Source organism: Agromyces aureus (genome assembly GCF_001660485.1).
In the GTDB taxonomy this organism is placed as follows: Bacteria; Actinomycetota; Actinomycetes; order Actinomycetales; family Microbacteriaceae; genus Agromyces; species Agromyces aureus.
The window spans coordinates 882776-896087 of record NZ_CP013979.1 but is presented as its reverse complement, the minus strand read 5'-3'; the positions used below and the strand labels follow the sequence as shown (position 1 = coordinate 896087).

Below are 13312 nucleotides of genomic sequence, written 5' to 3'. Positions count from 1 at the left end.
GCGTCATCGTCCGCCGCCGCGTCGGCCTACTCGGGGTTCGCCTCGGCCACGACGATCGCGACGCCCTGCGACGCGAGACGCAGACCCTGCGCCTGCGCCCCCGAGAGCAGGTCGGTGCCGTCGACGAGCAGTTCGGCCTCGTCGGGCCCGTGGTTGATGACGAACAGCGCCGATCCGCGTCGCACGGCCTCGACCTGGCCGCCGCGGGTCGCCGCCGGCGGCAGCTCGATGCCGGCCTCGCGGGCCGCCGACTCGGCGATCAGGCGCAGCGACTCGGGGTCGGGCAGGGTCGCGACGTACCAAGCGCTGCCGCTGCCGCTGCCACTGCCGCTGCCGGTGCCGGTGCGCCTCCGGGTGACCGCCGGCCACCCGCGCAAGGCGCCGTCGTCGAAGGTCGCGAGCGTCTCGGCATCCTCGACGCGCACGTACTCGCCCCACGCCGTGCCGAACGCGGACCCGCCGACGACGTCGCCCGCGAGCGCGAGCGGCGGGGCCGCCTTGCCGCCCGCATTCGCCAGGTCGGGCGCCGCCGGTGGCGCGAACTCCTCGATCCACACCCCGAGGGCACGGCGCAACGGCTCGCCGAGGTAGCCGCCGAGCCGCACGTGCAGGTGCTCGTCGAGCACCGCGGTGCCGAATCCGACGATGAGCGTGCCGGTCTCGGCGAAGGCCGCGAGGTTCGACACCTGGGCGTCGGTGGCGACGAGGTGAGCCGGAGCCACGACGAGGTCGTAGCCCGACAGGTCGCCCTCGGCGCGCACGAAGTCCACGACGAGACCGAGCGAGGTGAGCGCGGCGTGCCAGGCGCCGAGCGCGCGCAGGTACGAGACCTCGGTCGGCGATGCCGGCTGCTCGATCGCCCACCAGCTGTGCCAGTCGAGCGCGATGGCCACGCGCGACGCGACCCTGGTGCCCGCGATCGCCTCGTCGCCGCTCCGAGCGGAGAGCATCGCGAGTTCGCCGCCGAGCTGCTCGACCTCGCGCCAGACGCGCGTGTCGGTGCCCGAGTGCGGCACGAGACCGGAGTGGAACTTCTCCGACCCCGCGGCCGACTGCCGCCACTGGAAGAACAGGATGCCGTCGGCCCCGCGCGCCACCGATTGGTACGACCACGCCCGCATCTGGCCCGGCGCCTTCGCGGCGTTCTGCGCCCGCCAGTTCACCGCGCTGGGCGACTGCTCCATGAGCAGCCAGGGCGCCCCGCCGCCGAGTGAGCGCATGAGGTCGCGCACCATCGCGGCGTAGGCGGGCGAGCCGGGATCCGCCGGATCGGGGTAGGTGTCGTCGCTCACGACGTCGACCTCGGCCGCCCACGACCAGTAGTCGACGGGCTTGAAGAACCCCATGAAGTTCGTCGTGACGGGCACCGACGACCCCGCGCGGATGATCGCCTTCTCGGCCCGGAAGCAGGCGAGCAGCTCGTCGCTCGAGAACCGTTCGAAGTCGAGCAGGTGCGTGGGGTTCCGGAACGTCGGCGCCGCCCGCGGCGGCTGCACCTCGTCGAACGCGTCGTAGTGCTGCGACCAGAACGCCGTGCCCCACGCACGGTTCAGCTCGTCGACCGTGCCGTACCGCTCGCGCAACCACTCGCGGAAGGCCTCGGCCGACACGTCGCAGTAGCACCGGCTGACGTGGCATCCGTACTCGTTGTTGATGTGCCACAGCTCGAGCGCCGGGTGGTCGGCGTACCGCTCGACCAGGCGGCGCACGAGCTCGCCCGCCCGCTCGCGGTACTCGGGCGAGCTCGGGCAGTACTGCTGCCGACTGCCGACCGAGAGCCTCACGCCGTCTTCGGTCACGGGCAGGGTCTCCGGATGCCGCGCGGCCAGCCATGGCGGCGGCGACGCCGTCGCGGTCGCGAGGTCGACCCGCACCCCGCCCGCGTGCAGCAGGTCGAGCACCTCGTCGAGCCATGCGAAGTCGTACTCCCCCGGGCGCGGTTCGAGCCGCGCCCACGAGAACACGCCGACCGTCGCGAGCGAGACGCCCGCCCGGTTCATGAGCTGCACGTCCTCGTCCCAGACGGGACGCGGCCATTGTTCGGGGTTGTAGTCCCCGCCGTACCAGATCGTCATGATCAGCCCTTCACCCCTCCGCTGGCCAGGCCGGACTGCCAGTAGCGCTGCAGGAACAGGAAGGCGATCACGAGCGGCAGGATCGAGACGAACGAGCCCGTGATGACCGTCGAGAACAGCGCCTGGGATCCGCCGCCCGCGCTCGCCGCGGACTGGATCTGCGCGAGCCCGACCGTGAGCGGATACAGGTCAGAGCTGTTCAGCATGATCAGCGGCAGGAAGTAGTTGTTCCAGGTGGCCACGAGCGAGAACAGGAACACCGTGACCAGTCCCGGCCCGAGCAGGCGAAGGCCCACCTGCCAGAAGATCCGGAACTCGCCGGCACCGTCGACTCGGGCCGCCTCGAGCAGGCTGTCGTCGATGGCATCCGCCGCGTAGACCCGCATCAGGTAGACGCCGAACGGGCTCACGAGCGACGGGATGATGACCGCCCACGGGGTGTCGGTCAGCCCCGCCTGCGAGAACAGCAGGTAGGTCGGCAGGGCGAGGGCGGTGAGCGGGATCATGACCGCGCCGAGCGTCGCGCTGAACATCGCCTTCTTGCCCGGGAACTCGTACTTCGCGAACGCGTAGCCCGCCATCGTCGCGAGCAGGGTGGCGCCGATCGCCGCGGTGAGCGAGTAGAAGAGCGTGTTGCCCATCCACCGCACGAAGATCCCGTCGCGCACCGTGAAGAGCGTCTGCAGGTTCTCCCAGAGCGAGAAGTCGCCGCCGAACCAGAGGCCGAACGTCGAGAACAGCGCCGAGTTGTCCTTCGTCGACGAGACGAACAGCCACCACAACGGCAGCACGAAGTATGCGACGCAGAGCCACAGCAGCACCGTGAGCGGCATGCTGCGTCTGCGGTCCGGGGCGAACCGGCGTCGTCCGCGTCGGGGGCCGGCGATCGAGTCGCCCGTGACCATGGCACGTGTGTCGAGGGCGCTCATGACTGCCTCATCTCCTGTCGCTCGCGACGTTGCTCCGCCAGCTGCACGACGTACGAGACAACGGCGATGACGATCCCGAGGAGGAACGCGATGGCCGCGGCGTAGGTGAGCTCCTGGTTGATGAACGCGAGGTTGTAGGCGTAGTAGTTCGGGGTGAACGAGGTCGTGATCGCGTCGGGCGCGATCGCGTTCAGCAGGCTCGGCTCGGCGAACAACTGGAACGACCCGATGATCGAGAAGATGACCGTGAGCATGATCGCCGGGCGGATCGCCGGGATCTTCACGCTCCACGCGAGGCGGAACTGGCCCGCCCCGTCGATCTCGGCGGCCTCGTAGAGCTCGGCGGGGATCGAGCGCAGGGCCGCGTACATGATGATCATGTTGTAGCCCACGAACTCCCACGTGACGATGTTCATCATCGACCCGAGGATGCTGTCCGCCGAGAGGAAGTCGGGCGTGCCGAAGCCGACGGCACGGGCGATCTGCGCGATCGGGCCGAAGTCGGGCCCGTACAGGTACCCCCACATGAGCGTCGCGACCACGGCCGGCACCGCGTAGGGCATGTAGATGAGCAGGCGGATCGCCTTCGACCCCCTCGCGCGTGCGCTGTCGAGTGCGAGGGCGAAGAACAGGGCGAGCCCGAGCATGATGGGCACCTGCACGATGAAGAACAGGCCGACCCGGCCGAGGCCCTCGAGGAACTTGGGATCGGTGAGCGCCCGCCCGTAGTTGGCCAACCCCGCGAACGCCTCCCCGCCGATGAGCTTGCTCTCGAAGAGGCTGAGATAGCCGGCGTACGCGAGGGGCACGACGAGCATCGTGACGAACACGACGCCGAACGGCAGGAGGAAGAGGTAGGCGGCGCGGCGTTGCCGGCGCTGGGTGGTGTTCGTGGGGCGCCGGGACGGCGGCGCGGTTCGCGTGCGCTCGTCGCTGAGCGTCGGGGAGTGCGACATGGCAGCTCCTTCCATCGGTGGTGCGGTGCGGATGATGCGTGCGGTGCGTGTACGGATGGCGCGGGCGCCCGCCTCGGGCGGAGGAGGCGGGCGCCCGACGGACCTACTCGACCGTGAAGCCCTGGTCCTCGGCGTACTTCACGAGCTGGTCCTGCCACTCGTCGAGCGCCGCCGCGATGTCGCCCTTGTCGGCGATCACGGTGCCCATGGTCTCCTCGTACGTCGAGTACACGTAGTCCATGAACGGCAGCCATTCGAAGTCCGTGTCGACCGTCTTGGAGATGTCGGCGAACAGGCTGTTCACCTTCTGGCCTCCGTAGAACTCCGACTCCTGGTCGACGAACGCGGGGTCCTCGAGCACCGAGACCTGCGGCGGGAACAGGAACTGCTCCGTCGCGAGCTTCATGGCCGAAGGCTCGTCGTTGTTGATGAACTTCGCGAGCTCGTAGGCCGCGATCGGGTTCTTGCTCGACGCGAGCACCGCGTCGGAGGAGCCGCCCCAGTTGCCCGAGACCTCCTCGCCGTCGCTCCACTGCGGCAGCGGGGCCGCACGCCAGAGTCCGGAGGTGCTCTCTGCCGTGCCCTGCAGGAAGATCGGGCCCCACGCGGCGGTCAGCCATCCGGCGTACTTGCCGCTGGCCAGGCCCTGGTACCACTGGTCCTGGAAGTCGACGTCGGTCGAGATCAGGTCCTGCTGCACGAGGTCGGTCCAGTAGCTGGCGACCTTCTTCGCGTCGTCGCTGTTGACGTCGATCTTGACGGTCTCCTTGCCGTCGTAGCCGAACGGCTTGACGCCGGCCTGCCAGAAGAAGCCGATCATCTGGCCGGCCTGGGTCGCGCCGAGGTTGGAGATGTACGAGCCGGTCTTCTCCTTCACGGCCTTCGCCGCGACCGCGTAGTCGTCCCACGTCGCGGGCGGCTCGGTGATGCCCGCCGCGGTGAGGATGTCCTCGCGGTAGAGGTTGCCCATGGGGCCGACGTCCTGCGGGATCGCCCAGACCTCGTCGGCGGGAGACACCTGCTTCCACGCCCAGTCGACGTAGTCGCCCGAGAGGTCGTCGGCCCCGTAGGGCGTCAGGTCGAGCAGGGACTCGTTGAGCACGAACGAGGGGATGTACTGGTACTCGAGCTGTGCGACATCCGGTGCCCCTTCGCCGGCCTCGATGGCGCTGCGGAGCTTCTGGTAGTGCGGGAGGCCCTGGCCGACGTTCTCGACGGTGACGTCGATCGCGGGGTACTTCTCCTCGAACAGCTTCACCTCGTTCTCGATGTCGGGCACCCAGGTCCAGAAGGTGAGCTTCGTCGGCGTGGTCATCGCCTTGTCGATGTCGTCTTGGCTGACGTTCTCGGTCGATCCGCCGCCGCCCGAGCTCGGCGTGCAGCCGGTCAGGAGCAGTCCGATGGACACGGCGCCGCCAACCAGCGCCAGTGCTGTTCTCCGTGTCTTCTTGATCATGATGACTCTTTCTGTGGTGGTGTTCGGATCGCAGGATCCCGTGGTGCTCACCGGCTGAGGAAGGTCCGCGTCGACCACGCGGCCAGTGAGACGTCTGTTCCCGCCTGGAGCTGCGCTCCGGTGACGGTGTCGGTGACGGATGTCGCGAGCTCGAGGTGCTGCGGCTCCCATCCCCAGTTGAAGGCGAACCAGGCCCGCCGACCGTCGGGGAGGGTGCCCGAGGTCACGGTGACGGGGCCCGTGGTCTCGCCGGCGAGCTCGCGCGAGGTCGCGTCGGGCGCGGCCCAGCGCACGACGGCGCTCGCGAGGGCGGGGTTGGGCACGCAGCCGACGACGGTGACGCGACCATCGCCGGCTGCGTGGCTGGTGACGGCGGGGAAGTCGCCGAATCGGGGGTGCACGTAGCTCGCGAGCACGTCGGCGTCGTCGGCGACGAGTCCGTCGATCCAGAGGCGTGCCGCGGCCGTGCCGTCGAGATCGAGGGCATCGGATGCCGCGACGACCGCGACCTCGTGCTCGAGGTTCGAGTACTCGTCGTAGTGCACCCCGGCGAGGTCGGTCAGTCGCACCGGGGAGACCTCGACGCGGGCGCGGGCCTCCTCGTCGGCGTAGCCGGTGCGGGGCCCGACGACGAGGTGTCCGCCGGCGGCGACGTAGTCGCGCAGCAGGGCCAGCTCGGCATCCGTGGTCACGTAGACGCCGGCCGCGATGAGCACCGGGAAGCGTTCGGCGAGCGCCTCGGCGCCGAGTTCGGCGGCCTGGTCGAGGTGCAGCAGGCGCACCTGGCGACCGGCCTCGACGGCGCCGCGGTGGAAGGCGTCGAAGATCTTCTCGTACGACTCGGGGTCGGGCCCCTCGTCGACGCGGAGCGGCGGCGTGAACTGCAGGGCGTAGCGGCTCGCGTTCGACCAGAGGACCGCGACATCCGCATCGGGTTCGAAGCCGTCGAGCGTCGTGCCGATGGCCGCGAGCTCTGCACCGATCTCGGCGACCTCGTCGTAGACCCGGCCGGGTACGAGGCTGTGCGGGAGCACGCCGCCCCAGTAGGTCTCGATGCCGTAGGGCAGCGTGTGCCAGTGCCAGTACTCGATCATGGCCGCGCCGCGCGAGATGAACGTGTACGCGGACTGCTTCAGCTGGCCCGGGTACGGCGGGAAGTTCGTGTCGGAGTGGCCGATCGACTGCGCGTTCGTCTCGGTGACGAGGTAGCGGCCCTGCTTCGACGCGTACATGCGGTCGGCCGCGCGGAAGAGGGCGGGAACGCCGGTCGTCGTCCACTGGCTGAGTTGCGAGCGCTCGAGGGTCGCGTCGAGGCGGTCCTGCATGCCGTAGTAGGGGTTGCCCGACGTGATGTCGAGGGCGCGGCTGACCCGCTCGTCGTCGAGCGCCGGGCGCCCGTACTGCAGGCACGTCGTCACGAACTGGTCGGGGTTGGCGTACTCTCGCACGAGCTCGGCCTGCCAGGCGATGAACTCGGTCGTGAGCTCGGTCTGGAACCGCCGCCAGGCGAGGTCGTACTGCGGGAACGAATTGCCGTCGGGCCGCCACAGCTCCGACCAGTCGGCGAGTCGGTGCGACCAGTAGGTGAGGCCCCATTCGCGGTTCAGGGTCTCGACGTCGCCGAACTGCGCGCGCAGCCGGTTCACGAACTCCTCGAACACGTGGTCGTTGTGGAAGAGCTCCATGCCGGGCTCGTTGTCGACCTGGAAGCCGATGACGGCCGGGTGGTCGGCGTAGCGGCCGACCACGGCACGGATGACCCGTTCGGCGTAGGTGCGGAACACGGGGTGCGAGAAGTCCATCTCCTGGCGCGCGCCCCACGGGATCGGTTCGCCCGTGCGGCGCTCGGCCGCGATCTCGGGGTGGGCGACCTGCAGCCACGGCGGCACCGCGTAGGTGGGCGTTCCGAGGATCACGCGGATGCCGCGACGGTGCGCGCTGTCGAGCACGGGCGCGAGCCACTCGAGCTCGAACTCGCCGTCGCGTGGCTCCCATGTCGACCAGACCGACTCCCCCACGCGGATCACGTTGATGCCGGCCTCGCGCATGAGGTCGAGGTCGGTCTCGACGCGGTCGGTGAGGTGGTACTCGGGGTAGTAGGCGACGCCGAAGAGGAGTCCGCTCGGGGTCTTGACGGGCAGCGAGGGGTTCATCTGATTCGTACTCCGTTGTAGGTCGGCAGGGCCGCTCTGATGGATCTCAGCCGAATGTTTTCGACAACATTTGGTGAGAGCAAGCATGTTGCCGATAACATCAATCTGTCAAGCACTATTTTCAGCGGATGAGCATCGCGGCCCGCAGACGCGCAGTCCGCCGCCCGACGTCGCACCGGAGAGGGTTGAGATGAGCACGAGGCGACCGACGCCCGACGCCGAGTCCGGAGTGCCCGCGATCGAGTCCGCTGCGACGGACGCCGAGTCCGCGACGCCCGACACCGAGTCCGCGACGCCCGACACCGAGACCGCGGCCGGCACGACCGCCTCGTCGCCGCGCGCCAAGGCGGCGACCATCTACGACGTCGCCCAGGCCGCAGGGGTCTCGCACCAGACCGTCAGCCGATTCCTCAAGGGGTTCGTGGGCATTCGCCCCGAGACCCGCGAGAAGGTCGAGCAGGCCCTCGACGAGCTCGGCTACCGGCCGAACCTCACCGCCCGCAGCCTCAAGTCGGGGCGCTCGCACCGCATCGGTGCCCTCACCCATGAGATCTCGCAGGTCGGACCCGGGCGCATCGTCGAAGGAGCGAGCGCCGCCGCCCGCGAGGCCGGCTACGTGCTCGACATCATCGCGCTCGACGCCCGCAACCCGCGGGCCATCGAGGAGTCCCTCGCGATCATCACCCAGCACGACCTCGCCGGCGTGCTCGCCCTGGCCTCGACCGACGAGATGACCCACGCCTTCGAGACGACCGCCTTCCGCGTGCCGGCATACGTCGCCGCCGAGTCCGACGGCGTACCCGACGACCCGCGCACCAAGCTCTCGAGCGTCGGGCTGCCGGCGGTCGTCTCGCACCTGGGCGAGCTCGGCCACCGCCGTCTCGTGCACATCGCGGGCCCCCGCACCTGGTCGGCCTCCCGCAACCGCATGCGGGCGTTCGAGTCCGCCGTCGAGGCGCAGGGCCTGCAGTCGGTCGCGATCCTGCACGGCGACTGGTCGGCCCGGTCGGGGTACGAGGCGATCACCGACCTCGACGAACTCCCGGATGCCACGGCCTACGTCGCGGCCAACGACCAGATGGCCCTCGGTGCGATGCTCGCCCTCAAGGAGCGCGGACTGCGGATCCCCGAAGACGTGAGCGTCGTCGGCATCGACGACATTCCCGAGGCGGCATACCTCGATCCGCCCCTCACGACGCTGCGCAACGACTTCGAGGCGCAGGGCCGCGCGGCCGTGCACCAGCTCCTGGCCCGGATCGAGCAGACCGAGCCCCGGGTGGTCGCGGTACCGCAGCCGCTCCTCGTCGTGCGACGCTCCTCCGGCCCGGTGCTCCAGGCCGGGTAGCGACTCCCGGCGACGGCCGCCACCGCGTTGTCAATCCCTCGCTCCCCCGCCCGGGCACGCCTAGCGTCGACCACAGGACGTCGACCGACCACGCGACGTCGACCGAAGGAGCGCACATGCCCGACACCGAGAAGACCGAAACCGAACGCATCATCGAGCTCGCCCGCGGCATCCCGTTCGGATGGCTGACGACCGTGAACGGCGAGGGCCGGCTGGTCGCCCGACCGATGTCGCCGCGCGAGGTGACCGATGCCGGCGAGCTCTGGTTCTTCGCCGAACGCGACTCCCGCGACGCGAGCGAGATCGCCGCGAACCCGAAGGTCGGGATGACCCTGAACTCCGGCTCGACGTTCGTCTCGTTCGCCGGCACCGCCGAGCTCGTCGACGACCCCGCGAAGAAGGACGAGCTGTGGGATGCCGCGGTCGAGGCCTGGCTGCCCGACGGACCGCAGAGCCCGAACGCCGTGCTCATCAAGGTCACGGCCGATTCCGGCGAGTACTGGGACACCCCCGGCGGCCGCATCGCGACCCTGATCAGCTTCGTCAAGGCGAAGGTGACCGGCGAGCGCTACGACGGCGGCGAGAACGAGACCGTCACGCTCTGACGTCGGCGTCGAGCCGAGCAACCCTGGCGCGCGCGTTGCGCTCGCTCGGCGAGACGCCCCCGAGCGCTCGACGTGCGACCGCCAGCAGCACGCGCGTCAGGGTGATCGCCGGCCACCACGGCCGACGAAGCCCCAGCAGTTCGCGGTGCTGGGGTTCGAGCGACGCCACCGCGCCGGCGAAGAGGATCGGGTACAACCGCCCCGAGAGCCCGGGCAGACCCGGCCTCCGAAGAAAGCGCACGGTCTCGATGACCCGCTCGTCGCGCTTGGCCCCGGCGAGGAACGCCGTCAACTCGCCGCGCAGGCCCGCGACCGTCGTCGGCGGATCGGGCACGCCCATGAGCCGACCGGTCTCCGCCCACTCGCGGACGTAGGCGTCGGCTCCGCCCGGGATCGGCCCGCCCCAGATCTCGTGCGCGCCGAGGAACGCCTCGGTGAACGCGTCGTGCACCCAGCGCAGCAGTTCCTCGTCGTTCGCCGCATACGCGCGGTCGACGCCGGTCGCGTCGACGTACGTGCCCCGCACGTGCTCGTGCAGTCGGGAGACGAAGGCGGATGCCGCGACCGCCGCGCGTCGGTCGCCGAACGTCGTGACGGCCACCCACCGAACCGTGCCGTCGAGCCGCGCGAGCGGGTCCTCGCGGTAGCGCGACCAGTCGTGCACGCCCGCCATCGCCCCCGGATGCAGGGTCTGCAGGAGCAGCGCGCGGATGCCGGCGACGAGCGTGGGCAGCGCGCCGTGGACGGCCCAGACCGCGCTGCCCGGGCCGAAGAATCCGACGTCGTCGCCCTCGGCGAGCGCGGCCGTCCATGCGGGCGGGTCGGGCCGGCGATTCCGCAGCGGATGCCAGCGCGCAGCGCCGATCGAGGATCCGGCCGTGCGTGCTCCCCGATCGCCCATGCTGCTCCGTCGACCGGGTGCGGTTACCCGACGGCCGCCGCGTATCCCTGCGCGACCTTGGCGACCTTGTCGACGTAGTCGTTGTCGTGGTTGTACGAGTAGATCGCCGCACGCCATCCCGCGGGTGTGGTCATGGGCCCCGATGCGCAGAGGTACGTCGCCGTCGTGAGCGCGGCGTCGTCGATCTGGTTGGGGTCCATCATGCCGTCGCCGTTGCCGTCGCTCCCCCACTCCGCCCAGGTGGACGGGATGAACTGCATCGGGCCGACCGCGCGATCCCAGGTGACGTCGCCGTCGAGCATGCCGCCGTCGGTGTCGGGGATCTTCGCGACCCCGTTGCCGTCGAGCGCACGGCCGATGATGGCCGGTTGCGCGAAGCCGTCATCGTCGAGCGTGGTGGCGCCGTGGCTGGCGTGGCCGGATTCGATCGAGCCGATGGCCGCGATCGTCGCCCAATCGACCCCGCAGTCGGGGTCCTCCGAGGCGACCACGATGTGCGCGAGCGCGTACGCCATGAGGGCGCGCTCGGGGATTCCGGTGGCCGAGGCGAGCTGCGCCGACCAGTCGCCGTCGACGAGGGGGAAGGGCGCCGCGGTCGGCATCTCGATGCCGGAGACATCCGCCGAGTCGTCGAACGTGGCGGCATCGCCCTCGTCGACGGCATCGCCCTCGTCGGTCGGCTCGAGATCGGTCGGCTCCCCCGGCTGCGAGGCCGACGGCGGCAGCGCCGCATGGGGACCGTCGGCCGCCGGAGCGGCGAATCCACCCGGGTTCGCCGCCGTGCCCAGCACGCTCACCGCGACGACGGCGCCGACGACCAGCGCCACCGCACCGACCACGACGCCCGTCCAGGCGGCCGACCGGCGCACGACCTGCCAGCCCGTGACGGGCTCGCGCACTCGCCGGCGCCCGCCGCGCTCTTCAGCGTCGGCGTCGTCATCGTCGTCCCAGGTCATCGGTGATCGCTCCGTCTCGGGCGGTGGTTCAGGGCTGCCCGTCGTCTCGCGCGTCGCCCGCACGGTGCCCGGCGACGGTGATCCATCATTCACCCTACGCGCGGTCCGCCTCCGCCGCGAGGGTCGCGATGGCTGCGCGGCCCGGCGATGCCGGAGAGCCTCAGGCCCCGCGGGCCGCCCGCACGATGAGCGAGTGGATCTCGGGCACGAGCTCGTCGACGGGCCCCTCGACGAGCAGCCCGGGGGCGACCGTCGTGATCGGCAGCGGTGTCACGGCGGAGCGTGCGGCGCCCGCGTCCCGTCGCCAGGCGGCGATCTGCTCGGCCGACGCGACGTACACGATGCGGCCGAGGCCGACCCACGCATGCGCCGCCGAGCACATCGCGCAGTGCTCGCCCGACGTGTACACCGTCGACGCGGCTCGCTCCTCCGGCGTCAGGTTCGCGGCGGCCCAGCGTGCGATGTCGATCTCCGGATGCCGCGTCGGATCGCCCGTGCTCTCCTCGCGGTTGCGGTCGGCGAAGCGTTCGACGCCGTGCGCGTCGACGAGCACCGACCCGAACGGGCCGTCGCCCGAGTCGGCGGCTTCGCGCGCGAGCGCGACGGCTCGGCGCAGGTGGACGAGATCGGCTTCGGTGATCGTCATCGACCCAGTCTGCCCGCTCGATGCGATCGCCGTCACGGGTGCCCGCGGCCGGGACGCCCTCCCGCGTCCCGACCGCTCGCACGCCCCCCGGCGCACGACGCGGACCCCGGCCGACGCGCGAGCACGCGCCGCCCCTTTCGCAGCAACGCCCGCGCACCGGCATCCGCCGATCGCTGCTCAGTCGCGCGGGGCCATCGCGCTGATGAGCTCGTAGGCGACGTGCGACGCGGCGACCGCCGTGAGCTGGGCGTGGTCGTAGGCCGGGGCGACCTCGACGACATCGGCGCCGACGATCCGCTTGTCGGCGAGTGCACGGATGATGCGCAGCAGTTCCCGGCTCGTCAGGCCGCCGGCCTCGGGCGTGCCGGTGCCCGGCGCGTGCGCGGGATCGAGCACGTCGATGTCGATCGAGATGTAGAGCGGTGCGTCGCCGATCCTCGTGCGGATCCGCTCGATCGCGGTCGCGACCCCGTGCTCCTCGAGGTCCTCGCTCGTGACGATCGCGAAGCCGAGCCGTTCGTCGTCGGCGAGGTCCTCGACGCCGTAGAGCGGGCCGCGCGTGCCGACGTGCATGCTCGCGGTGAGGTCGATGAGGCCCTCCTCAGAGGCCCGGCGGAACGGCGTGCCGTGCGTCACGGGCGCGCCGAAGTAGGTGTCCCAGGTGTCCAGGTGCGCATCGAAGTGCAGCACCGCGACCGGGCCGTGCGTGGCGTGCACCGCCCGGAGCAGCGGCAGGGCGATCGTGTGGTCGCCGCCGATGACCACGAGACGGCCCGCGCGATCGGCGAGCGAACGAGCGCCGGCCTCGACGTCGGCGACGGCCTCGTCGATGTCGAACGGGTTCACGGCGAGGTCGCCGGCGTCGGCCACCTGCTGCGCGGCGAAGGGCGACACGCCCTGCGCCGGGTTGTAGGGCCGCAGCAGGCGCGAGGCCTCGCGCACGTGCGCCGGGCCGAAGCGCGCACCGGGGCGGTAGCTCACGCCGCTGTCGAACGGCACGCCGAGCACCGCGATGTCGGCACGCTCGACGTCCTCGAGGCGCGGCAGGCGCGCGAACGTCGCGATGCCCGCGAACCGGGGAACGCGGCTCGCGTCGACGGGGCCGACGGGTCCGCCGGGCAGGCCCACGCGGGGCTCGGCGCCGAGGGAGCCGCGTGCGGGCCCGGGCGCCTCCGCCTGGGCCGGGATGTCCGTGGGATTCATGTCGTTCCTTCCGAAGTCGTGAGGTCGTGGAGTCGTGGAGTCGTGGTTGCGGTCGTGAGGCGCGAGGTCGGGAGGTCGCGAGGTCGT

The 13312-nt window shown here is 71.0% G+C and carries 11 protein-coding genes; 2 read left to right on the top strand and 9 right to left on the bottom strand.

Annotated features, from left to right (window positions below; all coding sequences use genetic code 11):
• Positions 1-26 precede the first annotated feature (26 nt).
• The 5 genes from ATC03_RS03740 to ATC03_RS03720 form a co-directional block, all read right to left on the bottom strand.
• Positions 27-2075, bottom strand: coding sequence for a beta-galactosidase (locus ATC03_RS03740; protein WP_067873252.1), 2049 nt, complete (start codon positions 2073-2075; stop codon positions 27-29).
• Positions 2076-2077: 2 nt separating this feature from the next.
• Positions 2078-3004: a carbohydrate ABC transporter permease gene (locus ATC03_RS03735; protein WP_067873249.1), complete on the bottom strand. Its 927-nt coding sequence runs from the start codon at positions 3002-3004 to the stop codon at positions 2078-2080.
• Complete coding sequence (locus ATC03_RS03730; RefSeq protein WP_067873245.1) at positions 3001-3960, bottom strand: carbohydrate ABC transporter permease; 960 nt, start codon at positions 3958-3960, stop codon at positions 3001-3003. Before ATC03_RS03730 ends, ATC03_RS03735 begins: the two co-directional genes overlap by 4 nt.
• 103 nt (positions 3961-4063) lie before the next feature.
• Positions 4064-5416 (bottom strand): ABC transporter substrate-binding protein, encoded by a 1353-nt coding sequence (locus tag ATC03_RS03725; RefSeq protein ID WP_227820226.1) that lies wholly within the window; start codon positions 5414-5416, stop codon positions 4064-4066.
• Between the two features lie 47 nt (positions 5417-5463).
• Positions 5464-7569: a beta-galactosidase gene (locus ATC03_RS03720; RefSeq protein ID WP_067873243.1), complete on the bottom strand. Its 2106-nt coding sequence runs from the start codon at positions 7567-7569 to the stop codon at positions 5464-5466.
• A gap of 190 nt (positions 7570-7759) precedes the next feature.
• On the opposite strand from ATC03_RS03720, the gene ATC03_RS03715 reads away from it, so the two are divergent.
• Complete coding sequence (locus ATC03_RS03715; RefSeq protein WP_152030858.1) at positions 7760-8914, top strand: LacI family DNA-binding transcriptional regulator; 1155 nt, start codon at positions 7760-7762, stop codon at positions 8912-8914.
• 116 nt (positions 8915-9030) lie between these two features.
• Positions 9031-9519, top strand: a complete 489-nt coding sequence (locus ATC03_RS03710) for a pyridoxamine 5'-phosphate oxidase family protein (protein ID WP_067873240.1) — start codon at positions 9031-9033, stop codon at positions 9517-9519.
• On the opposite strand, the gene ATC03_RS03705 is transcribed toward ATC03_RS03710, so the two are convergent.
• From ATC03_RS03705 to speB, 4 genes are all read right to left on the bottom strand, one after another.
• Positions 9509-10420 carry an oxygenase MpaB family protein gene (locus tag ATC03_RS03705; protein WP_084003266.1) on the bottom strand — a complete coding sequence of 304 codons (912 nt, stop codon included), beginning with the start codon at positions 10418-10420 and terminating at the stop codon, positions 9509-9511. The genes ATC03_RS03710 and ATC03_RS03705 overlap by 11 nt on opposite strands.
• 23 nt (positions 10421-10443) lie before the next feature.
• On the bottom strand, positions 10444-11376 hold the full coding sequence (locus tag ATC03_RS03700) for a lytic transglycosylase domain-containing protein (protein ID WP_152030857.1): 933 nt from the start codon (positions 11374-11376) through the stop codon (positions 10444-10446).
• A 160-nt stretch (positions 11377-11536) separates the two neighbouring features.
• Positions 11537-12022: a nucleoside deaminase gene (locus ATC03_RS03695; RefSeq protein WP_067873237.1), complete on the bottom strand. Its 486-nt coding sequence runs from the start codon at positions 12020-12022 to the stop codon at positions 11537-11539.
• Between the two features lie 177 nt (positions 12023-12199).
• A complete protein-coding gene (gene speB, locus ATC03_RS03690) occupies positions 12200-13225 on the bottom strand; it encodes an agmatinase (RefSeq protein ID WP_084003265.1) in 1026 nt (341 codons plus the stop codon).
• Between the last annotated feature and the right edge of the window lie 87 nt (positions 13226-13312).

What these genes read in the sequence shown, in the direction of transcription:
- ATC03_RS03740 (WP_067873252.1), bottom strand. Translation starts at nt 2,075, where the DNA reads ATGACGATCTGGTACGGCGGGGACTACAACCCCGAACAATGGCCGCGT.
- ATC03_RS03735 (WP_067873249.1), bottom strand. Translation starts at nt 3,004, where the DNA reads ATGAGCGCCCTCGACACACGTGCCATGGTCACGGGCGACTCGATCGCC.
- ATC03_RS03705 (WP_084003266.1), bottom strand. Translation starts at nt 10,420, where the DNA reads ATGGGCGATCGGGGAGCACGCACGGCCGGATCCTCGATCGGCGCTGCG.
- ATC03_RS03700 (WP_152030857.1), bottom strand. Translation starts at nt 11,376, where the DNA reads ATGACCTGGGACGACGATGACGACGCCGACGCTGAAGAGCGCGGCGGG.
- ATC03_RS03715 (WP_152030858.1), top strand. Translation starts at nt 7,760, where the DNA reads ATGAGCACGAGGCGACCGACGCCCGACGCCGAGTCCGGAGTGCCCGCG.
- ATC03_RS03725 (WP_227820226.1), bottom strand. Translation starts at nt 5,416, where the DNA reads ATGATCAAGAAGACACGGAGAACAGCACTGGCGCTGGTTGGCGGCGCC.
- speB (WP_084003265.1), bottom strand. Translation starts at nt 13,225, where the DNA reads ATGAATCCCACGGACATCCCGGCCCAGGCGGAGGCGCCCGGGCCCGCA.
- ATC03_RS03695 (WP_067873237.1), bottom strand. Translation starts at nt 12,022, where the DNA reads ATGACGATCACCGAAGCCGATCTCGTCCACCTGCGCCGAGCCGTCGCG.
- ATC03_RS03720 (WP_067873243.1), bottom strand. Translation starts at nt 7,569, where the DNA reads ATGAACCCCTCGCTGCCCGTCAAGACCCCGAGCGGACTCCTCTTCGGC.
- ATC03_RS03730 (WP_067873245.1), bottom strand. Translation starts at nt 3,960, where the DNA reads ATGTCGCACTCCCCGACGCTCAGCGACGAGCGCACGCGAACCGCGCCG.
- ATC03_RS03710 (WP_067873240.1), top strand. Translation starts at nt 9,031, where the DNA reads ATGCCCGACACCGAGAAGACCGAAACCGAACGCATCATCGAGCTCGCC.